Origin of the sequence: Acinetobacter higginsii (assembly GCF_000369845.1) — a bacterium.
Taxonomy (GTDB): domain Bacteria; phylum Pseudomonadota; class Gammaproteobacteria; order Pseudomonadales; family Moraxellaceae; genus Acinetobacter; species Acinetobacter higginsii.
On the sequence record NZ_KB850213.1, the window covers coordinates 302694 to 324632 of the forward strand.

General features: G+C 41.0%; 26 protein-coding genes and 1 pseudogene. 14 read left to right on the plus strand and 13 right to left on the minus strand.

The genetic code is table 11. From position 1 onward, the window contains the following. The first annotated feature begins 87 nt into the window (after window positions 1-87). The 5 genes and pseudogenes from F885_RS12555 (at window position 88) to F885_RS21210 (ending at window position 4370) form a co-directional block, all read left to right on the plus strand. Window positions 88-846 carry a hypothetical protein gene (locus F885_RS12555; protein ID WP_005315224.1) on the plus strand — a complete coding sequence of 253 codons (759 nt, stop codon included), beginning with the start codon at window positions 88-90 and terminating at the stop codon, window positions 844-846. Between the two features lie 179 nt (window positions 847-1025). Beyond that, complete coding sequence (locus F885_RS12550; protein WP_005200279.1) at window positions 1026-1598, plus strand: HdeD family acid-resistance protein; 573 nt, start codon at window positions 1026-1028, stop codon at window positions 1596-1598. 118 nt (window positions 1599-1716) lie between these two features. After that, complete coding sequence (locus F885_RS12545) at window positions 1717-3696, plus strand: ATP-dependent helicase (RefSeq protein WP_005315230.1); 1980 nt, start codon at window positions 1717-1719, stop codon at window positions 3694-3696. A 64-nt stretch (window positions 3697-3760) separates the two neighbouring features. After that, a complete protein-coding gene (locus F885_RS12540; RefSeq protein WP_004802550.1) occupies window positions 3761-4006 on the plus strand; it encodes an RNA recognition motif domain-containing protein in 246 nt (81 codons plus the stop codon). Between the two features lie 6 nt (window positions 4007-4012). Further along, window positions 4013-4370, plus strand: a pseudogene (locus tag F885_RS21210) (ASCH domain-containing protein). An 11-nt stretch (window positions 4371-4381) separates the two neighbouring features. On the opposite strand, the gene F885_RS12535 reads toward F885_RS21210, so the two are convergent. Continuing rightward, entirely contained in the window at window positions 4382-4726 is a 345-nt protein-coding gene (locus F885_RS12535) for an EF-hand domain-containing protein (RefSeq protein WP_005315231.1), read from the minus strand. A gap of 190 nt (window positions 4727-4916) precedes the next feature. On the opposite strand from F885_RS12535, the gene F885_RS12530 reads away from it, so the two are divergent. Both F885_RS12530 and F885_RS12525 read left to right on the plus strand, forming a co-directional pair. Continuing rightward, a complete protein-coding gene (locus F885_RS12530; protein ID WP_005192240.1) occupies window positions 4917-5420 on the plus strand; it encodes a DUF6586 family protein in 504 nt (167 codons plus the stop codon). Between the two features lie 103 nt (window positions 5421-5523). Then, window positions 5524-5802 (plus strand): hypothetical protein, encoded by a 279-nt coding sequence (locus F885_RS12525; protein ID WP_004802556.1) that lies wholly within the window; start codon window positions 5524-5526, stop codon window positions 5800-5802. 54 nt (window positions 5803-5856) lie between these two features. Here F885_RS12525 and F885_RS12520 read toward each other — a convergent pair whose 3' ends face one another. The 4 genes from F885_RS12520 to F885_RS12505 form a co-directional block, all read right to left on the minus strand. Continuing rightward, window positions 5857-7572 carry a cation:proton antiporter gene (locus F885_RS12520; RefSeq protein ID WP_005315232.1) on the minus strand — a complete coding sequence of 572 codons (1716 nt, stop codon included), beginning with the start codon at window positions 7570-7572 and terminating at the stop codon, window positions 5857-5859. A gap of 226 nt (window positions 7573-7798) precedes the next feature. Then, window positions 7799-7954: a 50S ribosomal protein L33 gene (gene rpmG / locus F885_RS12515; RefSeq protein WP_003654787.1), complete on the minus strand. Its 156-nt coding sequence runs from the start codon at window positions 7952-7954 to the stop codon at window positions 7799-7801. Window positions 7955-7966: 12 nt separating this feature from the next. After that, the gene (gene rpmB / locus F885_RS12510; protein ID WP_004649871.1) at window positions 7967-8203 is read right to left on the minus strand and encodes a 50S ribosomal protein L28; all 237 of its coding nucleotides are present in this window, start codon (window positions 8201-8203) and stop codon (window positions 7967-7969) included. 168 nt (window positions 8204-8371) lie between these two features. Next, complete coding sequence (locus F885_RS12505) at window positions 8372-9826, minus strand: coniferyl aldehyde dehydrogenase (protein ID WP_005315233.1); 1455 nt, start codon at window positions 9824-9826, stop codon at window positions 8372-8374. Window positions 9827-9947: 121 nt separating this feature from the next. Between F885_RS12505 and F885_RS12500 the strand changes: the two genes are divergently transcribed. The 5 genes from F885_RS12500 to F885_RS12480 all read left to right on the plus strand — a co-directional run bounded on the left by F885_RS12500 (window position 9948) and on the right by F885_RS12480 (window position 13624). After that, window positions 9948-10646 carry a TetR/AcrR family transcriptional regulator gene (locus F885_RS12500; RefSeq protein WP_004802563.1) on the plus strand — a complete coding sequence of 233 codons (699 nt, stop codon included), beginning with the start codon at window positions 9948-9950 and terminating at the stop codon, window positions 10644-10646. A gap of 88 nt (window positions 10647-10734) precedes the next feature. Then, window positions 10735-11598, plus strand: a complete 864-nt coding sequence (gene purU / locus F885_RS12495) for a formyltetrahydrofolate deformylase (protein WP_004802565.1) — start codon at window positions 10735-10737, stop codon at window positions 11596-11598. A gap of 207 nt (window positions 11599-11805) precedes the next feature. Continuing rightward, window positions 11806-12555, plus strand: coding sequence for an energy transducer TonB family protein (locus F885_RS12490; RefSeq protein ID WP_004802567.1), 750 nt, complete (start codon window positions 11806-11808; stop codon window positions 12553-12555). 42 nt (window positions 12556-12597) lie between these two features. Next, entirely contained in the window at window positions 12598-13218 is a 621-nt protein-coding gene (locus F885_RS12485) for a MotA/TolQ/ExbB proton channel family protein (protein WP_004655971.1), read from the plus strand. 1 nt (window position 13219) lies between these two features. Next, entirely contained in the window at window positions 13220-13624 is a 405-nt protein-coding gene (locus tag F885_RS12480; protein ID WP_004802569.1) for an ExbD/TolR family protein, read from the plus strand. A 52-nt stretch (window positions 13625-13676) separates the two neighbouring features. On the opposite strand, the gene msrA is transcribed toward F885_RS12480, so the two are convergent. From msrA to thyA, 5 genes are all read right to left on the minus strand, one after another. Continuing rightward, entirely contained in the window at window positions 13677-14201 is a 525-nt protein-coding gene (gene msrA / locus F885_RS12475; protein WP_005315235.1) for a peptide-methionine (S)-S-oxide reductase MsrA, read from the minus strand. A gap of 106 nt (window positions 14202-14307) precedes the next feature. Continuing rightward, window positions 14308-14784, minus strand: coding sequence for an META domain-containing protein (locus F885_RS12470; protein ID WP_005315236.1), 477 nt, complete (start codon window positions 14782-14784; stop codon window positions 14308-14310). 125 nt (window positions 14785-14909) lie between these two features. After that, the gene (locus F885_RS12465) at window positions 14910-15965 is read right to left on the minus strand and encodes an Lnb N-terminal periplasmic domain-containing protein (RefSeq protein WP_005315238.1); all 1056 of its coding nucleotides are present in this window, start codon (window positions 15963-15965) and stop codon (window positions 14910-14912) included. Between the two features lie 18 nt (window positions 15966-15983). Beyond that, entirely contained in the window at window positions 15984-16493 is a 510-nt protein-coding gene (locus tag F885_RS12460) for a dihydrofolate reductase (RefSeq protein WP_005315240.1), read from the minus strand. A 25-nt stretch (window positions 16494-16518) separates the two neighbouring features. Further along, complete coding sequence (gene thyA, locus F885_RS12455; RefSeq protein ID WP_005315242.1) at window positions 16519-17361, minus strand: thymidylate synthase; 843 nt, start codon at window positions 17359-17361, stop codon at window positions 16519-16521. A gap of 172 nt (window positions 17362-17533) precedes the next feature. On the opposite strand from thyA, the gene F885_RS12450 reads away from it, so the two are divergent. Further along, entirely contained in the window at window positions 17534-18358 is an 825-nt protein-coding gene (locus tag F885_RS12450; protein WP_005315245.1) for a YwqG family protein, read from the plus strand. A gap of 49 nt (window positions 18359-18407) precedes the next feature. Here F885_RS12450 and F885_RS12445 read toward each other — a convergent pair whose 3' ends face one another. The 3 genes from F885_RS12445 to F885_RS12435 all read right to left on the minus strand — a co-directional run bounded on the left by F885_RS12445 (window position 18408) and on the right by F885_RS12435 (window position 20653). Next, complete coding sequence (locus tag F885_RS12445) at window positions 18408-18983, minus strand: xanthine phosphoribosyltransferase (RefSeq protein ID WP_005315248.1); 576 nt, start codon at window positions 18981-18983, stop codon at window positions 18408-18410. Between the two features lie 88 nt (window positions 18984-19071). Then, the gene (locus F885_RS12440) at window positions 19072-19776 is read right to left on the minus strand and encodes a DUF3108 domain-containing protein (protein WP_005315251.1); all 705 of its coding nucleotides are present in this window, start codon (window positions 19774-19776) and stop codon (window positions 19072-19074) included. A 196-nt stretch (window positions 19777-19972) separates the two neighbouring features. Next, window positions 19973-20653, minus strand: a complete 681-nt coding sequence (locus tag F885_RS12435) for a hypothetical protein (protein WP_004802578.1) — start codon at window positions 20651-20653, stop codon at window positions 19973-19975. A 241-nt stretch (window positions 20654-20894) separates the two neighbouring features. Here F885_RS12435 and F885_RS12430 point away from each other — a divergent pair, with 241 nt between their 5' ends. Further along, the gene (locus F885_RS12430) at window positions 20895-21782 is read left to right on the plus strand and encodes an energy transducer TonB (RefSeq protein WP_004802579.1); all 888 of its coding nucleotides are present in this window, start codon (window positions 20895-20897) and stop codon (window positions 21780-21782) included. The last annotated feature ends 157 nt before the right edge of the window (window positions 21783-21939 follow it).

A 21939-nucleotide genomic window follows, 5' to 3' on the forward strand; every position in this document is an offset into this window, starting at 1 on the left:
TTCAAGTTTAAAAAAATGCTAGCGATTGCTGGCATTTTTTATAGCATAAAGAAAAACAATAATGACTTTGGGTTGGGGGAGAAGTTCATGTGGAAAAATATCCGAGTTGCATGTTTATTGCTGGTATTGTTAATTGTTGCGATCAATGCTTATCGTGATCAAAATCAAGATTGGAATCAGCCGATTAATGTGCTGTTGCATCCGATTAATGCCGATGGTTTAGCTACAACACAGCAGTATATTCAACAATTGCAGCAAGATGATTTTGCTGAGGTGAAGCAGTATCTGGAAAAAAATAGCCAGCAATATCGAGGGCAAAGCAGTTACTTTATGATTGAGATTGGGCGGGAATTGCAGCAAGCACCACCGAAGATGTCTGAACAGCCAAGTATTCTGAATAATATTCTATGGAGTCTAAAGTTCCGATTCTATGCATGGAAACAGCACCAATCGATTGATGGTTCACCGAGTTTAACTCTGTATTTGAATTTTTATGATCCGAAGCAAAGTCGGGAACTCAAGCACTCAACTGCGCTGGAACGTGGGCGCATTGGTTCAGTCAACCTGTTTGCCTCAGCTAAACAGACACAGCAAAACAATGTGGTATTGGTACATGAGTTATTACATGGTTTTGGCGCGACCGATAAATATAACTTAGCCAATGGTGAACCTATTTTTCCGATTGGCTATGCACAGGCAGATAAACAGCCGCTCTATCCACAAACTAAAGCTGAAATAATGGGTGGACGGATTCCACTGTCCGAACACAAAAGTAAAATGCCAAACGATTTAGAGCAAACCGTGATCAGTGTACTGACCGCCCAAGAAATAGGCTGGATCAAATAAATTGTGGATAAGTTCAGACTTATCCATATCTTTAAAAAAATAATGACACAACTTAAAAAGATCAAAGAAAACATCCATTTTCTGACATTCCGTCATTAATTCTCAACATGCCTTATACAGAACTCAGTGAAAAACGCGATCAATATAGAGATATAACATTGATGATAAAAGAGTAAATAATGATGAAAACAGTGGGTAACGATCTAATTCGCAATCAGCTGCACGCTGATCGTAAATGGTATCTGTTATTGGGCGTATTATTGGTTATTTTTGGCCTTGTTCTTTTAGCGGCTTTACCCTTTGCAACACTATCTGCGGTATTGCTGTTCGGTGTGTTGATGATGTTGGGTGGTATTTTGCACTTTGTTGCTGCATTTATGGTGTTTAAAGGCGGCACACGCTGGTTATGGGCCTTGTTTGGTGTGCTGTATCTGGCAGCAGGTTACTTTGCGTTTACCACACCCGTGATTACCGCGGTGGTACTCACCAGTTTCTTGGCGGTTGCCTTAATTATTGCAGGGATTATCCGTACCGTGAACGCCTTTATCCTTAGACCAATTTCAGGCTGGGGGTGGGTGCTGTTTTCAGGCATATTAACCCTATTAACCGGGATTCTGATCTTGTCATCACCTGATTCACCGTTCTGGGTATTGGGGATGTTCCTTGCGATTGATATTTTATTCCAAGGGATTAATTACCTGACTTTTGCTGGTGCAATTAAGCAGTTACCACATAGCTCAACCACGGTTTAAACGATCAAGTTAAAACTAAGAGCATGTAATACACATGCTCTTTTTGTTTTTGTAGTCGGAAACATTTCAATGGCTTGAGTCTGCTAAAATAGCATTTCGTTTTTAATTGACCGATTGTATGACGCTTGCCAAGCTAATTGATGAACTGAATCCACAACAAAAACAAGCAGCCACAACGACAGCACAAAATTGTCTGGTCTTGGCTGGAGCAGGTTGTGGTAAAACCAAAACCATCGTGGCAAGAGCAGCATATTTAATTGATCAAGGTTTAGCTGCACAACAAATTCAGATTCTAACTTTTACCCGACGTTCAGCAAGTGAAATCGTGACACGTGTTGAACAACATATGGGCGCACAGGCCAAAGGTTTACGTGCATCAACCTTTCATACTTTTTGTATGTATCTATTGCGCCGTAATCCACGGGCTTTTGGGCTGAGCCAGTTCAGTATTATTGATCGAGATGATCAGTTGCTGATGTTCCGCTTATTGCGTGGTAAAGATAAGGGCAATGTCTTGCCGAAGGCTGCAGAATTGTGCGATCTGTATTCTTATGCGCGGAATACTAAAACCAAATTGTCAGATGCATTGGTTGAGCAGTTACCCCAAGCGGTTGAGTATAAAGCTCAAATTGCTGAATTGATGAAAGCCTATGAGCAACGCAAGCAAGAACGTAATTTTCTAGATTATGATGACATCCTATCTATTGTTGCTGTGCATTTGCAAAGTTCACCAGAGTTAGTGAAGTGGGTCACTGGTTTCTGCTCTGCCTTATTAGTTGATGAAATGCAGGATACTAATCCACTGCAATGGGCTTTGCTTCAGCCTTTAGTTGGCAAGGTAAAACTGTTTTGCGTAGGGGATGATGCACAATCCATTTATGGCTTTCGTGGCGCAGATTTTGAAAATATTCATCATTTTAAAGAACGTGTACCCGATGCAGAAGTGCTGACTTTGGAAATGAATTATCGTTCGACCCAAGGTATTTTGGATTTATCCAATTGGCTGCTGGAGCAGAGCCAAATTGAATATGACAAGCATCTACAGGCTTATCGGGGCAAAGGGTTAAAGCCACAACTGCATATCTTGAGTAATGAGTTTGAGGAAGCCAATTGGATTATTCAGGACTTGAATCGTCGTCATATGCAAGGTGCGGCTTGGGCAGAACATATGGTGTTGCTGCGCTCAGGTTTTAGTGGGCGTTATTTGGAAGGTGCTTTAATTGCAGCCAATATCCCTTATCGTTTTGTTGGTGGGGTAAAACTGCTTGAGTCTGCACATGTTAAAGATGTATTGAGCTTACTTCGGGTCAGCGTAAACCCACAAGATGATTTAGCCTGGATGCGTTTCCTGACGCTTTGGGATGGCGTGGGCGATGTGGGTGCCAGTAAATTGGCGCAAGAATTGATTCAACTGCCTGATATTGAAGCCCGTTGCCAACGTTTAGAGCGGCATGGCAAAGTACCACAACAGGCGATTTTAATTTTGATGCAGCTTGATGTATTGCAGCAGCATGTTGAAGCTTGTATTGGCCTCGCACTAGATGCGCTAAATGAACAGCTGGAAAATAATTATAAAACTAAAGATTGGTCACGTCGTGTTAAAGACTTTGATTTGGTCAAGCAATTGGCACGTAAACACAGTGCTCTCGGGGAGTTCTTAGAGGAATATGTACTTGATCCAATTTCTATCTCCGAAATTGATAAAACGCCTGACCAAGACTTAGTGACGCTGATTACCATCCATTCAGCTAAGGGTGCTGAACAAAAAGTCTGTTATGTCCCACATGTATCTCCGAATCAATATCCTCATGCACGTGCACAAGGCGATTTTGATGATGTTGAGGAGGAGCGTCGTGTGCTGTATGTGGCCTTAACCCGTGCAGAAGATGAATTGATTTTGACCAAACAGAATTTAAATTTATGGTCACAAGATCAATATGATGAGCTAGGAAGAAAAATAGAAAGTTACTTCCTCAATGATTTACCTCAACATTTAGTCGATGTTCAGATTCATCGAGATATTCCACGTGCCTATGCCCAAAGCAATCGTTCTCGCACGACTACAATCAATTTAGGTTTTGGCATTGATTTCGATTAAACTAGGCAGATTCAATTTCTTTTGATTCATTGATTCTACAATGAATCATCTTTTAGGTTTTAGCATGAAAATTTTAGTTCGTAATTTAGACCGTAATGTGACTGATGCGGAAATTCTCGACTTATTCAAAGCATATGGAAAAGTTGAGTCTTGTGTCGTGGTCAAAGACGAAGCAACGGGGAAATCGAAAGGTTTTGGTTTTGTTGAAATGCCAAATCCACGTGAAGCGATTAAAGCAATTAAAGGTTTAAATACCTTGAAAGTAAAAAGCCAAGGCATTCGTGTCAAAGCTGCGGATGATAAAGCTTAATTATCAATGTTAAAGCAATATACGGCTTTATCAATTGTTGCACCAAATGCTGAGCGAATAGCGAAGAAAATTAAAACTCTTGAAGTTCGCTCATGGTAACCTGAAATGTTGCCACTGAAAGATTTGATGATTGTAGAGAATCAAAACTTTCTTTTGAATGATGGGGATGAATAGGTTGGTTTTGCAGTTGCACTGGTAGATATTGAATCCGTGCATCCATGGCGATCTGATGAACGCAGCTTGTGCGACGTATTGGGCTGAAGGATATTTTGCTTGGGTTATTGGCAATATTCGTCCGATTGATCCACCGATTCAAGTCATTGCCAAGCGAAAACTCTATCTGCTTGAGTTGGACATTGGATAGCTTATCTACCGTTATTTCCCCCAAGTTGAACCCCAACCCTGACAAGGGTTTGAAAAATATTGATAGATATTGATCATTTCTTGCTGATCGATCAGACCATTGTGATTAAGGTCTAAAGCTTTAAAGATCCTTATTCTTTTGGAGTCGACCGTAAGAACCTGTTTTTGCCAAGCAACGGGTTGGTCTTTTAGCTGGATCAGTTTTTTCCATTCATTTAGATCAATCATTTGATCATGGTTGAGATCATAATCTGTATAGAGCTTTTCCCAGTCTAATCCTGCTGGCTCACAGCTATAGGTGGTTGGGATGACCACACAGCATATTAAGCTCAGTATGGCTTGTTGAATATGACGCATGGGTAGGCTCAAAAGATATTGATTTTATCATTAAAGCATTTAATCTTAGGTAGGGTCTATTGATATTTCAGCTGTACCCCTGAGCAAGAGTAAAGCACTGCTTTAATCGCAGCGCAATCAGCGTTATCGCTCGTAAGGTGTAATCTCAATAGTCCCTAAACCAAGCGAAAGGATCTTGAAGGAAAATATTATGTCCCGTGTTGCTCGTTATCATGCAGATCGTACCAATCAAAAACTGTATTTTGCTCGTCTTGCATGTCAACAAGCGGAGCAAACTGAGCATATTCAGCAGGCACAGGCCTATCGCGAAGCTGCGGTTTTCCATTTGCATGGTGCACTTTTAGCTTTCTTGCAGGAATTGGTACGTTATTATCGTCTCAATGATTTACAGCCGACCTTTAAATCGATTGAAGAGCATATGGCAGATAAAGGGCAGGTTTCACCTGAGGTTTTAGTTTTGCAGCAATTGGCTAAAGATGGTTTTGTGGCAGAATTAAAGCGTGCGTACCGTATGTGTCAATATGCACCTGAGCCAACAGCACCTGAACCTGAAAATGAGACGTCCTCAAATCTGATCATCAAGGTCACTCAAAGCCCGCAGGCTTGGTTGCCCGATGCCAAAATTTTACGTGAGTGGCATCGTGAATTGAGTCATTTAATTGATGGTTTCCGTAATGAAATGGTTGAGTTCTAAGTCGAATGTTTAAAGCGACTTGAAATCTATGCCAACAGTACTTATATAAATAAGACGTGAGCGCAAAATACTTTGCCACCATGTTGAAGCATGGAGAAAATTTATGTCAATGCAACAGTTAAAAGAATTATTTGGTAATCAAGAAGCAGTTCTTGAGTTGGTCCAACTCGAGGGTGGTGAGCTGGCTTTGCGCAATGCGGGTTCTGAAAATGAGCCTTTAGTTAAGATACAGTTTAGTGATGAGGTCAAAGCCATACTTGGCGATCAAACAGCAACTGTCGCACAGCACATGATTCAAGCGGCTTTGTTTGGTCTGTTAGAAAAGCAGATGAATGAGTGGCAGGCCGAAGTCGTCGATGAGCAACCTCAACACTTGAGTTAAGCTCACAAAATAAAAAAGCGTACTTTAAGTACGCTTTTTTATTTTTGAACATATTTAGTGGGTTTCGGATTGATGCGCCAGTTCGATTTGACTGAGAATATGATGGCTCATATTTTTTGCCATTTCTTCTTTGGCGTAGAACACTTCACCAATATTTTCTTCGCGTATCACCACAGCTTCTTCTTTACTCTCTGCGCAAATAAGGACCTGAATTTCAGGATTCAGCTGTTTTGAAATGTCCACGATACGATGAATATCTAAAATATCCATCGGTGAAATGACCAGCAAACGGGCATGTTGAATATGTGCTTGAATCAATACATTGGGTTCAGTCGCTTCACCACTGACCGCCGCAATGCCTTGGCTACGTAGTTTTTCAACAATTTCACGATTTTCTTCTGCAATCACGACTTTGATATTCTGTTGCATCAGATTTTCGCTAATACGGCGGCCGACGCCACCATAACCGATAATCACCACCTGATCACGCAGATAAGCTTGATCTACCTCATCGGGCAACATGGCCAGTGGGTCACCACTACGTTCTAATAAACGTGCTAAATGCGAGCGTTCACGAATCCAGCGCTGTACAGGTTCAATTGCAGAGAACACAAATGAGTTCAGGGTAATTGAGAATAATGCGCCTGCAAGAATCAGGTTTTGCGCATCAGGCGTCAATAAACCTAATGATAAACCGAGTGTCGCCAAGATGAAGGAGAACTCACCGATTTGCGCCAAACTTGCGCCTACGGTTAAGGCGGTATTAATTGGGTAGCGGAAGAACAATACCAGCGCCATAGCCGCTAGGGTCTTGCCCACCATGATAATCGCAACGACAGCTAAAATACGTAACGGCTCTTCTACCAGAATGCTCGGATCAAACAGCATGCCGACTGAAACAAAGAACAAAATTGCGAAAATTTCACGTAATGGCAATGTTTCCTCTTCTGCACGGTGGCTAAAGTCAGACTCTTTTACCACCATACCCGCAAAGAATGCGCCAAGGGCCATAGATACGCCGAACACCGCGTAAGAGCCGTATGCAATTGAAACCGCAGCTGCAACAACAGTGAGTGTAAACAGCTCACGAGAACCTAAACGTGCCACGAATTGCATGATCATGGGTACAAGTCGCTTACCAATAATCAGCATGAAGGCGATAAAGCCTGTCACTTTGAGCAGGGTAATGCCAATCGTGATCCAGATGCTTTGTGATGTATCTGTCCCAGGTAGTGCCTGTCCACCGAGTAATACCGCTGTTGCGGGTAGAAGGACCAAGGCTAAAACCATCACGAGGTCTTCAACCAAGAGCCAGCCAACAGCAATTTTTCCATTCACTGAGTCCAGTAAGCCGCGGTCACCCAATGCCTTGAGCAGAACAACAGTACTGGCACAAGATAAGCTTAAGCCGAAGATCAGTGCAGAGCCAAAGCTCCAGCCCCAAAACATAGAGACTGCGATCCCAAGTAAGGTTGCCACCGCAATCTGCAAAATTGCGCCAGGCACAGCAATACGACGTACTTGCAGTAAATCTTTGAGGGAGAAATGCATCCCGACACCGAACATGAGGAACATTACCCCCAGTTCAGCCAGCTGATTGGCGAGCTGCATGTCACCGACTACGCCAGGCGTATTGGGACTAATAATAATGCCTGCAACTAAATAACCAATCAAAGGAGGGAGACGTAGACGTGCTGCGATATAGCCAAAAATAAGGGCCATACCAAAACCAACAGCAAGTAATATAATTAAATCAACATCATGTGGCATTGCGGTTCCTTAATCTTTGCGGTTAAGGGGAAAATAAATGAGCATAAAACATGCCAAGAAAACAGCGAATAAAGTGTAACAACTAAAATCGAATTTGTTGATGACAATTTTTTTATTTATCAAAAAAAATCATGTAAGTCATTTTCAAGCATTTCATTTAAATAAAATACATTTTTTAGGCAAAAAAAACGACTTCAAGAGAAGTCGTTTTTTTAAAGAACTAAAATTATTTAATTTTAGCTTCTTTGAAGATTACGTGTTGACGGATTTTTGGATCAAATTTTTTGATTTCCATTTTTTCCGGCATAGTACGTTTGTTCTTAGTAGTGGTATAGAAATAACCAGTACCAGCTGTAGAAACGAGGCGAATCTTATCACGCATTGTTCAGACTCCTTAGATCTTTTGACCTTGAGCACGGAGATCAGCAACAACTTTCTCAATACCCAATTTATCAATAATACGCATACCTTTAGTAGTTAGACGAAGACGTACAAAACGCTTTTCGCTTTCTAACCAAAAACGGTGGTGGTGCAGGTTCGGCTCGAACCGGCGTTTGGTTTTGTTGTTTGCGTGCGATACGTTGTTACCAACGATAGGACGCTTGCCGGTAACTTGGCAAACCTTAGACATGGTGAACTCCATTGCTAGTTTATATAGCACTGTTTCGTGCAACTAGCCATTCAAGTAAACGGATGAAATCATTCAAGGGGCGTTTTATACCAAAAATACGATTAAAAGACAAGCGAATTTGGTAAAAACAAGGCATGAACTGGTGTGATAGCTCATGCCTTAACCAGCTTAACGAAATAGTGTTTTTAAAAGCAGTTTATGCGTTGCTTTATTATAAGGTGGTAGGATGAATTTTAAACTGTAAAGTTTAGGGCTCACTGGGTTTGACATCATTGAACGTTCATGTGAGAAGCTAAAGAAGCCTTCTTTACCATGATATTTGCCCATACCTGATGCACCAATGCCACCAAATGGCAGATCATCCTGCGCCACGTGGGTAAGAACTTGGTTGATACCAAAATGTCCTGAATGGGTACGTCCTGCGACATAATCAGCACGTGCACTATCGATATCGAAGTAATAGAAAGCTAATGGACGTGGGCGACTATTAATGAACTGAAGTGCATCGTCGATATGGTCGTATTCTAAAATAGGCAGAATTGGACCAAAGATCTCATTCTTCATAATTTCCATTTCAGTGGTCACGCCTGTTAATAAGGTCGGCGCAATCTTACGAACTTCAGTTAAAGACTCATTCTTGGCATTTAGTTCAACAATCGTTGCACCTTGGTTACGAGCATCCTCTAAGTAACCTTGTAGGCGATTATATTGCTTGTCATTCACAATAGAGGTGTAATCTTTATTGTCACGCAAGCTTGGGTACATTGTGGTCACAAAGTCATTGTAGTGTTTGGTGAACTCAGCTGTTTTGCCTTTAGGTAGGAACATATAGTCTGGTGCAACACAGGTTTGACCTGCATTCCATAGCTTACCTACCGCAATACGTTGTGCCACGTCGCGAATATTCATGGCTGAATGAACCAGTGCAGGCGATTTTCCGCCAAGCTCTAAAATCACTGGAACAAGATTCTCTGCTGCCGCTGCCATGACTGTTTTACCGACAGAGGTTGAGCCTGTGAAAATCATTTTATCAAAAGCGAGATGACTGAATGCATCTGAAATAACGCCACCACCATTTACTACAGCAACCAACTCTTGTGGGAATGCTTCAGAAAGGGCATTTTCAAGTACATAGCCAAAATTTGAAGAAGCACTCGAAATTTTGATCATGGTATGGTTACCAGCAGCCAAAGCACAGATCAATGGGCCGACTGAAAGTAATAAAGGGTAGTTCCATGGTGCAATCACCCCGATGACACCCAATGGTTGATATTCTACCCAGCCTTTTGCTGGTTGGTGTAACATGCTGATATGGCGTTTAGATGGTTTCATCCATTCAGTTAAGTTTTTGCTATAGTACTTGATATGTTCTAAACAAGTCAGAACTTCGCCAATTTTGGTTTCCATAATGGCACGGTTGCCATAATCTTGACTAATTGCGTTAGCAAATTGATCTTGATACTTTATCAAGATGTTTTTAAGTCGAGCTAAGCGTTCAATACGTTCTTTGGCGCTTGGCACAGGATGGCGTTGGTAAGCTGCTTTTTGCTGCTCAAGCAAATCATGTAGCCGTTTCACATCAACATGAGGTGTCATAGCGGTTGTTTTTGTTTGACTGTTCATAGGAGTGGACCAAAAGAAAGCTTATTATTTTTTAATTTTTAGAGTAAATACTCTAAAGTGTCAAGTCGCTTTATAGGTTTGTTTTATAACCTATTGATTATGTTATAGATGGTTAAAATCAATGTCGCACGCTAAACCGAATAAAACAAAAGATCGAATTCTGCAAATCAGTTTGCAGTTGTTTAATGAGCGTGGAGAGCGTTCGGTCACAACCAACCACATCGCGGCTGAACTCGGGATTAGCCCAGGCAACTTGTATTATCATTTCCGTAACAAGCAGGAAATTATTAAAGAACTGGCACAGCAATATCAGGCAGAAACCTTGGAAATGTTGGCCTTGCCAACGGATCGTCCATTGAATGCCAATGATAAAATTAGCTATTTTCAAGTACTCAGTAATCAGTTGTGGGCCTATCGTTTTATTCATCGTGATGTCTATCATCTGGTCGAAAATAATGAAGACTTCCGGAAAATCTATCCACGTTTTGCTGGGCAGGTGATGCAGCAGGGGCAAAGAATTTATCGTGCCTTCGTAGATGCGGGTCTGATGAAAATGACCGATTCAGAAATTGAAGCCTTGATCATCAACTTGTGGATTGTGCTGACCAACTGGACCAACTTCTTATATATGTCTGGTCATATCAGCGATAACAATCGTCTGGAAGAAAAGTGGGTTTGGCAAGCATTGCGACAAATGGTGTTCTTAGAAGGACCATATTTAATGGGTGAAAGTCGCCAAACCTATGAGCAGTTATTGAAATCACTTGGACCATCAGACTTGTTCGCGAGTTTGTCTAATCTTAAAAATGATGATGAATAGATCGTCAGCAGCTATTTAGTCAATAGCAAAAAAGGGTTAGAATGCTCGGCTTGATTTTAATTTGATTCGAATAAGTGATATTAACCAAATGAACACGACTACAGCCCACACAGCGCGATTACTGATTACTTGTGAAGACAAGCCGGGGATCGTGCAAGCCGTATCGAGCTTTTTGTATCATCAGGGAGCAAACATTACCGCACTTGATCAGTACGCAACAGAAGCTCAAGGCGGGCGTTATTTCATGCGTGTTGAGTTTGAAATTGATCATTTACAGTCTCGTAAAGAAGCGTTGATGCAGACCTTTGCTGCCAATGTTGCTGAACGTTATGAAATGCAATGGAAGCTTACTTTTGTTGGTGAGTTGAAAAAGGTCGGTATTTTAGTTTCTAAAGTAGACCATGCTTTATTGGAATTGTTATGGCGCCATGCACGTGGTTCATTGCCATGTGAAATTACCCAAGTCATTTCAAACCATCCAGATTTGCGTGAATCGGTTGAAAACTTTGGTATCCCATTCCATGTTGTACCGGTCAATAAAGACAATAAAGTTGAAGCGTATGCTCAAATTGATGAAATGATGCAGGGCAATGATCTATTGATCTTGGCGCGTTATATGCAGATTTTGAGTGAAGACTTTGTTGCTAAGTGGGAAATGAAGATCATCAATATTCATCATTCTTTCCTACCTGCTTTCGTGGGTGCAAATCCATACAAGCAAGCCTATGAGAAAGGGGTGAAGCTGATTGGTGCAACCGCACACTATGTGACGGCTGATCTTGATCAAGGCCCAATCATTGAGCAAGATGTTGAGCGTGTGAGCCACGATTATAACGTTGAGCAGTTACGTGAGTTAGGCGAAGACGTTGAACGTAACGTATTGGCACGTGCAGTAAAATGGCATTTAGAAGACCGTATCATTGTGGATGGAAACAAAACAGTGGTGTTCTAATTCATCGCTTTGTTTCAATATGTAAAGAGAACATGCCGAAAGGCATGTTTTTTTATACCTATTTTTCAATGGTTAGTGAATATACAAGAAAAAATAGTTGCAAATGAAAACACTTCTCATTTATTATTACGGCACTTTCATTGTTCTATCCGATGAGTGAAATCGTTTTTTTGAAAGCGTCACCATCTATTAGGTACTTAGATTCTTATGAGTCAATCTCCTGCTACATTCAACACGCCACACCCGATGAAAAAGAAAATCATCGCTGCCTTAGTTGCAGTTGTGATTGGACATGTAGGAGTTCTGTGGGCGGTGAGCCACATGAAAACGATTGAGTTAAGACCAATCGAAAAAGAACCGCTTAAGGTGAAGTTCGTTAAGATTAAAGAACCACCTAAACCTGAACCACCGAAACCAAAAGAACAGCCAAAACCTGAACCTAAAAAAGAAGTGAAGGAAGTTAAGGTCGTTGAAAAACCTTTGCCTCCACCGAAAAAGATTGAAAAGGTTCAACAGGTCAAAGAAGCACCAAAACCTGTTCTTCAAAAAACTGAACAAAAGATTGAACCTAAAGTTGAGACTAAAGTCGTTACCACAGTTACTGAAAAAGTAGTTGAAAAACCACAACCTGTTCAGGAAGTAACGAAACCTCAACCTGCTGCTGATCCATCACCAAAACGTGTATCAATTGGCGGTTCAGGGGTTCAATGGAGTCGTTCACCGAAATTATCTGTTACAGCAAAAGATTTAGATAACCAAACACGCTCAGTGATGGTACTGATTGAAGCTGATGAGAAAGGTAAAATTACCAATGCACGTATTACACGTAGTAGTGGTATACCAAATCTCGATGAAAAAGTTTTACGTGCTGTAAGAAGTGCGAAATTTAAACCGTATATGGAAAATGGTGTTGCTTACCCGATTCGAGCAGAGCAGCCGTTTGATCTTAGTCCTTAATAAATTTGAGTCCTTGCGACAGATTAAATCAGGAGTTCGTATATGAACTTTTCAGTTTATTGGCAACATGCAGATGCAGTAAGTAAAACACTGTATTTCATCCTTTTAGCAATGTCGATTGCGACGTGGACTATTTTCATTCTGCGCCTATTAGGAACACGCCAATTAAAACAACAAGCTTATACTCAACTTGTTCAAGCTTTGGCTACGCTTAAATCAAAGTTACAGCCTTTATCGTTTGAGCAACGTAAAGCTGTCGCTGAGCAAGCATTGCTTCGCCAAATCTCTGCTGAAAAATCTCAAGCAGAAAAAGGTGTTTCGGTTCTTGGAACAATTGCTTCACTGGCACCGTTTGTGGGTTTATTCGGTACAGTATGGGGGATTTTCCACGCGCTTGTAGCAGTGGGTAAAAGTGGTCAAGCTGGTTTAGCTCAGGTTGCAACCCCAGTGGGTGAGGCGCTGATCATGACCGGTCTTGGTCTTGCAGTGGCGATTCCAGCGGTGATGGCGTATAACATTTGTGTACGTTTCAATCGTGGCTTAGCACATGATTTACAAGATCAAGCACATAGCTTGTTAATCGATACCATGTTGCAGCAAGAAACAGCGGCAAAAACAGAAACTAAAGCGACTCAACAAAGTTTAGTTGGAGGTCAAGCTTAAAATGGGCTTTCAATTGGGTGAAGACCACGACAGTGGCATGAATGAGATGAATCTTATTCCTCTGATCGACATTATGTTGGTATTGATGATTATCTTTTTAGTCACAGCAACGGTTGCTAACCCATCAATTCCATTAAGTTTACCAAAAACCACTGCTGAAATTGTAGATCCACCACCAAAAGCGATCACCATTAGTATTAATGACAAAGGTGAAGTGGCTTGGGATGCGCAGATTATTAGCTTAGAAGAGCTAGAAAAGCGTTTCCAAGAGGCGGGACAGGCTGCGACCAAACCAACTGTGCAGTTACGTGCAGATAAAGAATCAAAATACGATACGGTTGCGCAAGTGATGTCTCGTGCCAGCGAAGCAGGCTTAAGTGATATCGCGTTCGTCAGTGAAAACTAGAACAACGCGTTAGAAAGAAAAAAGCAACTCTGAGAGTTGCTTTTTTTTATGCCTAGTCGGTTTTGAGAAGATCGAGATATTTAGCACGTAATTTAGACAGCTTAGGCGGAATGCTGAAGTTGCAGTAACCTTGTGATGGATTGCGGGCAAAGAAGTTTTGGTGATATTCCTCAGCAGGATAGAACGTCGGTACTGGGCTGAGCTCAGTCACAATATTCAGACCTTCATCTTCCAGATCATGAATAATCTGTTCGGCTTGCTGCTTTTGCTCATCATTAAAATAATAAATAACAGAGCGATATTGCGTGCCAATATCATTACCTTGACGATTGAGTGTTGTTGGATCGTGTGTGGTAAAAAATACATTTAACAATTGCGTATAGCTGATCTGTTGCTCATCAAAATCAATCAGCACAACTTCAGCATGTTGAGTCGTACCTTGGCAGACCTGTTCATAGGTTGGGTTTTGGCTAATCCCGCCCGCATAACCACTCACGACTTTTTCTACACCTTTAAGCTGTAGAAATATCGCTTCTACACACCAAAAACATCCACCACCTACGAGCGCTTGTTGCATGAGACTCCCCAATTTTTAATTTTAAGAATGCTACTAAAGTAAACGAAGTGTTGAAAAAGTAAAAGCCCGTGTTCGCAACGAGCTTTTACTTTTTTACGATAACGAATTATGGCAACGGCTGAATCACGGTGACAAAGCTAACCAGAACTTTGCCTGATGTATCCATGAATTTAAGCTCATGGCCTTTCAGCTCGTAATTGGTTGTGCTTGCCAAAGCATTGCTATATTGGCGTGAAAGCGCGCTATTATCTTTGCCGATACAGGCCATCATGGTCGAAGCAATCGGACCTAAGCGTAAGATCGTACCTTGGCTTTCAAAGCTGCCTTGAATCTGGTTACAACCATCTGCACCGAAGAAGCGTTTGCCTTTCGCATCAAATTGAATCGCAGGGCGCTTGCCAGAAAGATCATTGCTTGTAATCTCGACACCATTGATATGGGTAGCAATCCAGTTACGGCCATAGAGATTGATGTTTTCTTTCTGAGATGCATTCGGTGAGGTTTGGAGAGATTCTGTAGTTGAACAACCGGTCACTGCTACGGCAATTGCCAAAGTACATGTTGTTAAAAAAGGCTTTAACATAAAATTTAAGTCCAAATCATTGTGTTTCTATGCTCGGTATTAGAATAAAACAACATGGAGTGGAGCAGGATATTGCGTATCCTTTTGTAAATGTTCAGGTGTCTTTAATAAAATGAGTGGAAAAATCACTCAGTTTTGGGAAGGCCTGTACGAATGACATCCGAAAAATATTCACTACTCTGATTGGGCTGTTGTTCATATTGTTCTGCACGTGGATTGATATGTGCCAAGCGATACCATTCTTTCATGTTGTAGTTTTGATTGAGCGCCTTCAGATCGTAGAGGTAGTTAGGTAAATAACCTGAGGCCAATAAGCGGTAGTCTTTGGGTAAGCGCTGCGGATTAATCGCTTGAACCATGTCAAAGACCAGCGTGGTGCAGTTACTGGTCAGGGTGTTGTACCATTTGGCTTCTGCGCGCAGTTCATCTGCTTTGTGCAGATATTCAATGAAGAGAGCTTTGCGTTCAGCTGCGGGCATTCTGATCGGGAATAAATAGACTTGTTCATGGCGAACATTACTGCGCGTATAGATCAGATCTTTTTCATCGGATGCGACTAAACTGAGTTCGTATTTACGGAAAAAGCCACCAATCGCAGAAAAATCTTCGCCTTTTTCTTTACGAATCTCAATAGAGAATACCAATGGCTTTTGATCTGAAAAATTGAAACTAACCAGCGTATGGGCAATTTGTGGCCCCATCCAGTAGGAGGTAATGACATTGATGCCCGTAATCTTATTCAGATCAATGCTGCGATCTTCCCAATGAATGTCATAGCTACCATCGGCATGCCAGTCAAAATTTCGCACATTATGCAGCTTTACAAGATCACCATTCTTTTCATAGCTCAGCTGTTCTGCAACCTCAGGATTCCAATCCCGATCTTGTCTTGCCTCTAAGGAAAAATACCAGACCAAAGCGCAAGCAAATGCCACACAATAAATAATGATATCGGTGCGACGACTCACCAGATGACCACTGACATAGACGCCAATCAAGCTGAGGGCAAATAAGATCCATAGCGCAATGACGGCTCGACTGAAAAAACTACCTAAGGGTTGCTGAATCCATAAAGCCAGACAGAGCCAGATACTTGAAAGGATCACGCACAAGGTAAACAGACTGTGTAAAAGCCCAATGCCTAAAGCGATGAAAAACTCACGTGATCCAATATTGTGCATGGCAAGTGCGATCCATTTTTATTTTTGGTAGGTCGCAAACTCAAAAGTAACCCCTGATTTCTCATCAGTATGCTGTTCCGAGTTTACTTTGCGAAAGTCATCGGAGATTTTTGGGTAATGTGCATCACCTTGAACGTCAAGATCAACATGAGTTAATTCTAAACGATCCGCAATAGCGAGCGTTTGGGTAAAAATCTCTCCACCCCCAATAATAAATAAGGATGCTTTTTCAGCGTGTTGTGCATCTGTAAGTGCGCCATTAAGTGCATCTTCGATACTATGTGCGACTTTAACCCCGTCAAAATGCCATTCAGGGTCACGGGTAATCACCCAATTGACACGATTCGGTAGACTACGCCCCATAGATTCAAGGGTTTTACGCCCCATAATCACCACACCCCCTTGGGTAATGGCTTTAAAGTGCTTTAGGTCAGCAGAGATATGCCACGGCAAAGCATTGCCTTTACCGATACAGTGATTTTTATCCATTGCAACTACGTGGACAACTTCAGTGCCTTGCCATGCCATTTTATATTCTCTCTAACTAATCGATTTAAACTGCGACAGGTGCTTTAATTGCTGGGTGTGATTCATACCCTATAATTTCAATATCTTCAAATTTAAAATCGAAAATATCGGTAATCTCAGGATTGAGCTTTAATTGACACAACGGTAGCGGCTCACGGCTCAGCTGTAATTGTGCCTGTTCAAAGTGATTGGCATATAAATGCGTATCACCACCTGTCCAGACAAAATCACCTACGCCTAAACCACAGACCTGAGCAATCATATGTGTCAGTAGGGCATAGCTGGCAATATTAAACGGGACACCTAAAAACACATCGGCACTGCGTTGATACAACTGGCATGACAGTTTGTTATCTTGTACAAAAAATTGGAACAGGGTATGGCAAGGTGGTAATGCCACTTTGCCTGCTTCATTTGGGTTCCAGCCTGACACAATCAAACGACGAGAATTAGGATTGGTTTTAATTTCATTGATCAACCATTTGATCTGATCAAAGCCATCCTGCTGGTAGCTACCATCTGCATTTTGGGTTGCGCCAAAGTTACGCCATTGGTGACCATAAACTGGACCAAGCTCACTTTCAGGACGACCAAAACGGGCAGTTTGTTCCGCGGTTGCCCATTCATCCCAAATTGAAACTTTATTATCTTTGAGATATTGAACGTTGGTATCACCTTTGAGGAACCAAAGTAATTCAATGGCAATAGAGCGAAAATGGACTTTCTTGGTGGTGAGCAGTGGAAAGCCTTTAGAAAGATCAAAGCGCATCTGATGACCAAATACTGAACGTGTACCTGTGCCAGTACGGTCGCCTTTGTCGCCGCCATTGTCGAGGATATGTTGTAAAAGGTCTAAGTAAGTGCGCATCGTGATTCCTAATCGCAAATTTTTATCGGGCTCATCTTATCAGAATTTATGTGATAAATAATGGGTCAATTGAGCGTCATTAACTGTCGTAGTGCAGACTTTGTTCTCTATTTAAATTTAGCTGCTTGTTTTATATTAAGTTCTATAAATAAGTACATGGACAAGCAACAAAATGAATTTTAAACCAGAGACTTTGCCGAACAATTTGCAGCCATACCTAGAAAAAATCACGGCGACTATTCTGCCAACCGTCACCATGCAACTCACTCCTAGTGATGAATTAACTTTATGGCAAAGTAAAATTGGGGGACAACCTTACTTACCGCTAGATGCGACTTATCCAGTGGACGCTGATAGCAATCCGTTAGCTTTGCTAGCACAGTTTAATTTCGCTGAAATTCCAAGTTTGCCCAATTTCCCAGATCAGGGGATTTTACAGTTCTACATCGCGGCTGATGATTTGTACGGAATGAACTTTGATGACCAACAGCAGCAATCGGGCTTTAAAGTGTTGTACTTTGAGCAGGTCATTGAAGATGCTTCACAATTAAAACAAGACTTCTCTGAAGTTCAGTTAGGTGAAGATGATTATTTGCCATTTACGGGGCAATACGCGATTGAATTTAGCCTGACTTCTCAGCCGATTAGCCTCGGTGATTTTGGCTTTGCACCAAAGATTTTAGGTGTCGATGAACTATATGATTTTGAAGATCAATTTGAAGGGGGCGATTTCGAAGATGATTTTATCGAACCTTATGATGAATTGGCTTCTGCAAGTGGACATCGTTTAGGCGGTTATCCTTATTTTACCCAAACTGACCCACGTCAATATAATGAAAAAGTTCAAGATTATGTGCTGCTTTTTCAGCTCGATACTGATGATGCAGAAAACGAGATTATGTGGGGTGATTCCGGCGTAGGGAATTTCTTTATTCATCCAGAAGATTTAAAGAAGAGAGACTTTTCTAAAGTGCTATATAACTGGGATTGTTGTTAAATAAAAAAAGCGGATGAGTTTTCATCCGCTTTTTTCTAGGTTTTAAATCTTATTCAGTAACAAAAGTAACTTTGCCATCTTCTAAAGATTTAACACGCGCTAAGGACTCAACGCGGTAGCCTTTTTCAAGCAATACGTCACGGCCCGGTTGGAATGATTTTTCAATCACAATACCGACACCAACAACTTCAGCTTTTGCTTGATGAATTAAGTCAATTAGACCTAAGGCAGCTTGACCATTGGCCAAAAAGTCATCAATTACAAGTGCTTTGTCACTTGAACTAATGTGCTTGTTTGAAATCGCAATGGTACTTTCAGTCTGTTTGGTAAACGAGAACACTTTAGAACGGTAAAGGTCGTCTTTCAATGTTAATGACTGGTATTTGCGCGCAAAAATAACAGGAACGCCAAGTTCTAAACCTGCCATGATTGCAGGTGCAATACCTGAGGCTTCGATGGTAATAATTTTAGTAATACCTGCATTTTTAAAGCGAGCGGCAAACTCTTTACCAATCAACTGCATCAACACAGGATCGATTTGGTGGTTTAAGAAAGCATCAACTTTCAAAACCTGATCAGATAGAACGATACCTTCATTTAAGATTTTCTGTTCTAAAGCGTACACGGGAGAATCCTCTAAACGGATGCTTGTTCAAGCAAAGGCATATTTTAAAAAGCATCGAAAAAAATGCAAGCCAAAATTGACCAGATGCTTAGTTTGTTTTACCTGAATAGCCTGTTAATAGCAGTCCATATGATGATTTTCCATCATTATGTGCCATTTTTACAGGAAGGTAATCGAGTTTCGGAGCTAACCAGAACACGGTATTACGCTCTGGTTTATCGTGCTGCATCACCACTTTGATGGTACTGAAAGTACCATAAAGGGTTTTGATGTTCTCAGTACCTTGTTTCACAAAGCGACGTTCATCGATGGCTTTCGCATCTGCAATCAGATACTTGGTTTTCAATGAATTGCTCTTCAAATCTTCACGGATTTGCAGTTCAGCATTGAGTTCATCCAAAGCACCTGCTTGCCATGCAAATGAGCGAGCCGTGTCATCTTTTTTGGTATTCACAACTTTACTATTGGGGTTGAAGTTAATGCTCATCGTGTTGTTGTGAATTAAGATTTTACTGCTGCGACTAAATTTCTGCGAGTTGATTTTATTATCGGCAAAACTAAATTGACTGGTTTCAGATGCAGAAGCAATACCACCAGCTTTGGCACTGAATTGATAAGTCCAGTTATTGCCTTGTTGGGAAAGAGTACGTGTTGCTGAACCTAGGTTTTTATTGTTGTAGCTGAATTGATAGCTGGCTTGGAAAGGCGCCATTGCCAAGGCATGACTAGAGATGCTTGCACTGAAAATGGCAGCCGAAGTAAGACCCAGTACTTTCAATAATTTCTTTGTCATAACACTATATCCTTTGAGCAATGCTGAATTGAATCGCTCATTTATCATTACGATTTAAAGATATTATGCCTGTAGATTATGAAGAAAAGATCAGGTTTTTTACTAAGCGCTTGTTAATTTTTCGTATAAATCATGAAGATGTATGTTTTGGGTAGCATCGCATGACAAGCAACATGCTACCCCAGTTTAAAGCTGTTTATTTTTTACGGTCTTTTTGCTGAATCGGGGTCACTTCGCTGTCGTTGAGATCATCTTCGTCAAAGTCATCTTCATTGGAAGGCGATAAAATTGCAGCAAGATTCACATTGCCCCAAACAATCAACTCCGCAGGACGGACGCGTGCACGATTGACATGTACTTTACTCAAGGTTTCGATAATGCTGGCTTTTTTACCTAACCAACGATTTAAATCGAGATACAGTAAATCATCTTGAACTTTCACCACTTCAAAATGTTCTAAGATTTTGCCAAGTGGATCTTCTTCACGGAATTTCTGGTAATACCAGATTGCCACATAAAAGCCCCATTTTTGAAAGATGTTTTTGAATTTGGCTTCAATCACTTGGGTATTGCTGATTTGTTCAAAAACCATCAGTTGCACATTTTGATTCATTTCCATTTGAATCAACTTTAAATCAACCGATAAAGTGGTATGGAGGCCTTTGACATCGAGGGTGGTGTATAAGCGTAACCAACCGTCATACAGATCAGCATGCAGGTCTTGCATAATGCCCACATTTTCGGTGACATAACGTTCCATCGTGGCATTCACAAAAACTTGTGAAAGTGAAAACTCTCTTTCTTCTTCGATGAATTCTTCTGCTTTTTGGTAAACTTTACGTAGACGTTTAACTACAGATGAAATTAGCGTTTGCATAAAAGTTGTTCCAGAAAGTGAATTGATAAGTAAAGCAATGCCACAATCTTTATATTCACTAAAAAATAAAAATAAATTTCTGACTTGCAGTGTAGCAAAATTAATTGCTACATTTTCATAAAATGATGGTATGGAAACACTGTAACTATAAGTGGATCACATTTTTGTAAAATTTTGAATATTGGTTTGGTTTTTATACGGTTATGCCGTTGGGGATGGGACATTTTGTCGCTTGAATACCATGTGGAATAAAATAAATTTTCGTTCAGAACTGTCCCCTTATTGGTGGCAAGATCCAATTTTTGTTGGGGCAGTGGCTTTGGCGATGCTTTTGCATGGGGCGGTGTTGGCGATTCAATTTACCATGCCATCACCCTCTGACACTTCCACCAAAGAAATTGCCGTCACCGTTCGTCCAAGTACTGAAAAAGTTAAAGATGCAGACTTTTTGGCGCAAGCTGATCAAAAAGGTTCGGGCGATTTCCGTGAAGCACATCGGATGTCGAGCGATATGCCTGCACCGATGCAAGCCGATGCAACTACAGGTGAAAAAGAGTTAGAAAGTCTGGAGAAAATACAGCAAAAACGAGAGTTAAAATTCGAAGAAAAAGTGCTCATGACGGTTTTGAGTTGGCAAAAGCAAGCCGAGCAGAGCGAACGTAAAAAAACCTTGGATGATCTACAAAGTCAGTTTCAAGCCAAAGCTGCCATGGTCGCGAGCTTAGAAGCGCAATATTTACAACGACAACAAAATTTTAGCCGTAAACAACGCATTAAAACGGTCGATGGCATTCAGGCCAAACAAGATGCATCTGCTGCTTACCTAGATAAATTTCGCCAAAAAGTCGAGTTATATGGGAACCGCTATTATCCTGATCAAGCCAAACAACAACGCTTGGCGGGTGAAGTGCGCCTCATGGTGATTCTCAATGCAGAAGGGGGAATTCGAGCGATTCGCTTAATTGAAAGTTCTGGGCATGCGATTTTAGACGAAGCTGCTAAAGCATCGGTTCGCCGTGGTGCACCATTTGGACCCTTTGATGCCACGATGAAAAAAGAAATCTCTGAGTTGCGCATCATTCGGACTTGGCGTTTTGATCCAGTTGATGCTGAATTTGAAGTGCACTAATTAAGGTGCACTTCTTATTGGAAAATAATGATAGATAAACTAAGAATTAAATATTTATAAAAATCATTTAATTATTTTTTAAAAATCTTAAATATATTTTTAAATCTAATAAAAACAGGAAACTAAGTTTATTGTTTAAAACTTGAATTGATAATAA

Excerpts from the sequence above, each read along its gene's own strand:
- msrA (WP_005315235.1), bottom strand. The coding sequence starts at position 14,201 with ATGCAACAAGCGCTCGTAGGTGGTGGATGTTTTTGGTGTGTAGAAGCG.
- F885_RS12545 (WP_005315230.1), top strand. The coding sequence starts at position 1,717 with ATGACGCTTGCCAAGCTAATTGATGAACTGAATCCACAACAAAAACAA.
- F885_RS12525 (WP_004802556.1), top strand. The coding sequence starts at position 5,524 with ATGTCAATGCAACAGTTAAAAGAATTATTTGGTAATCAAGAAGCAGTT.
- F885_RS12465 (WP_005315238.1), bottom strand. The coding sequence starts at position 15,965 with ATGCACAATATTGGATCACGTGAGTTTTTCATCGCTTTAGGCATTGGG.
- F885_RS12550 (WP_005200279.1), top strand. The coding sequence starts at position 1,026 with ATGATGAAAACAGTGGGTAACGATCTAATTCGCAATCAGCTGCACGCT.
- F885_RS12485 (WP_004655971.1), top strand. The coding sequence starts at position 12,598 with ATGAACTTTTCAGTTTATTGGCAACATGCAGATGCAGTAAGTAAAACA.
- F885_RS12450 (WP_005315245.1), top strand. The coding sequence starts at position 17,534 with ATGAATTTTAAACCAGAGACTTTGCCGAACAATTTGCAGCCATACCTA.
- rpmG (WP_003654787.1), bottom strand. The coding sequence starts at position 7,954 with ATGCGTGATAAGATTCGCCTCGTTTCTACAGCTGGTACTGGTTATTTC.
- thyA (WP_005315242.1), bottom strand. The coding sequence starts at position 17,361 with ATGCGCACTTACTTAGACCTTTTACAACATATCCTCGACAATGGCGGC.
- F885_RS12440 (WP_005315251.1), bottom strand. The coding sequence starts at position 19,776 with ATGACAAAGAAATTATTGAAAGTACTGGGTCTTACTTCGGCTGCCATT.
- F885_RS12535 (WP_005315231.1), bottom strand. The coding sequence starts at position 4,726 with ATGCGTCATATTCAACAAGCCATACTGAGCTTAATATGCTGTGTGGTC.
- F885_RS12435 (WP_004802578.1), bottom strand. The coding sequence starts at position 20,653 with ATGCAAACGCTAATTTCATCTGTAGTTAAACGTCTACGTAAAGTTTAC.
- F885_RS12430 (WP_004802579.1), top strand. The coding sequence starts at position 20,895 with ATGTGGAATAAAATAAATTTTCGTTCAGAACTGTCCCCTTATTGGTGG.
- F885_RS12505 (WP_005315233.1), bottom strand. The coding sequence starts at position 9,826 with ATGAACAGTCAAACAAAAACAACCGCTATGACACCTCATGTTGATGTG.
- F885_RS12480 (WP_004802569.1), top strand. The coding sequence starts at position 13,220 with ATGGGCTTTCAATTGGGTGAAGACCACGACAGTGGCATGAATGAGATG.
- F885_RS12530 (WP_005192240.1), top strand. The coding sequence starts at position 4,917 with ATGTCCCGTGTTGCTCGTTATCATGCAGATCGTACCAATCAAAAACTG.
- F885_RS12540 (WP_004802550.1), top strand. The coding sequence starts at position 3,761 with ATGAAAATTTTAGTTCGTAATTTAGACCGTAATGTGACTGATGCGGAA.
- F885_RS12500 (WP_004802563.1), top strand. The coding sequence starts at position 9,948 with ATGTCGCACGCTAAACCGAATAAAACAAAAGATCGAATTCTGCAAATC.
- purU (WP_004802565.1), top strand. The coding sequence starts at position 10,735 with ATGAACACGACTACAGCCCACACAGCGCGATTACTGATTACTTGTGAA.
- F885_RS12490 (WP_004802567.1), top strand. The coding sequence starts at position 11,806 with ATGAGTCAATCTCCTGCTACATTCAACACGCCACACCCGATGAAAAAG.
- F885_RS12555 (WP_005315224.1), top strand. The coding sequence starts at position 88 with ATGTGGAAAAATATCCGAGTTGCATGTTTATTGCTGGTATTGTTAATT.
- F885_RS12460 (WP_005315240.1), bottom strand. The coding sequence starts at position 16,493 with ATGGCATGGCAAGGCACTGAAGTTGTCCACGTAGTTGCAATGGATAAA.
- rpmB (WP_004649871.1), bottom strand. The coding sequence starts at position 8,203 with ATGTCTAAGGTTTGCCAAGTTACCGGCAAGCGTCCTATCGTTGGTAAC.
- F885_RS12520 (WP_005315232.1), bottom strand. The coding sequence starts at position 7,572 with ATGCCACATGATGTTGATTTAATTATATTACTTGCTGTTGGTTTTGGT.
- F885_RS12470 (WP_005315236.1), bottom strand. The coding sequence starts at position 14,784 with ATGTTAAAGCCTTTTTTAACAACATGTACTTTGGCAATTGCCGTAGCA.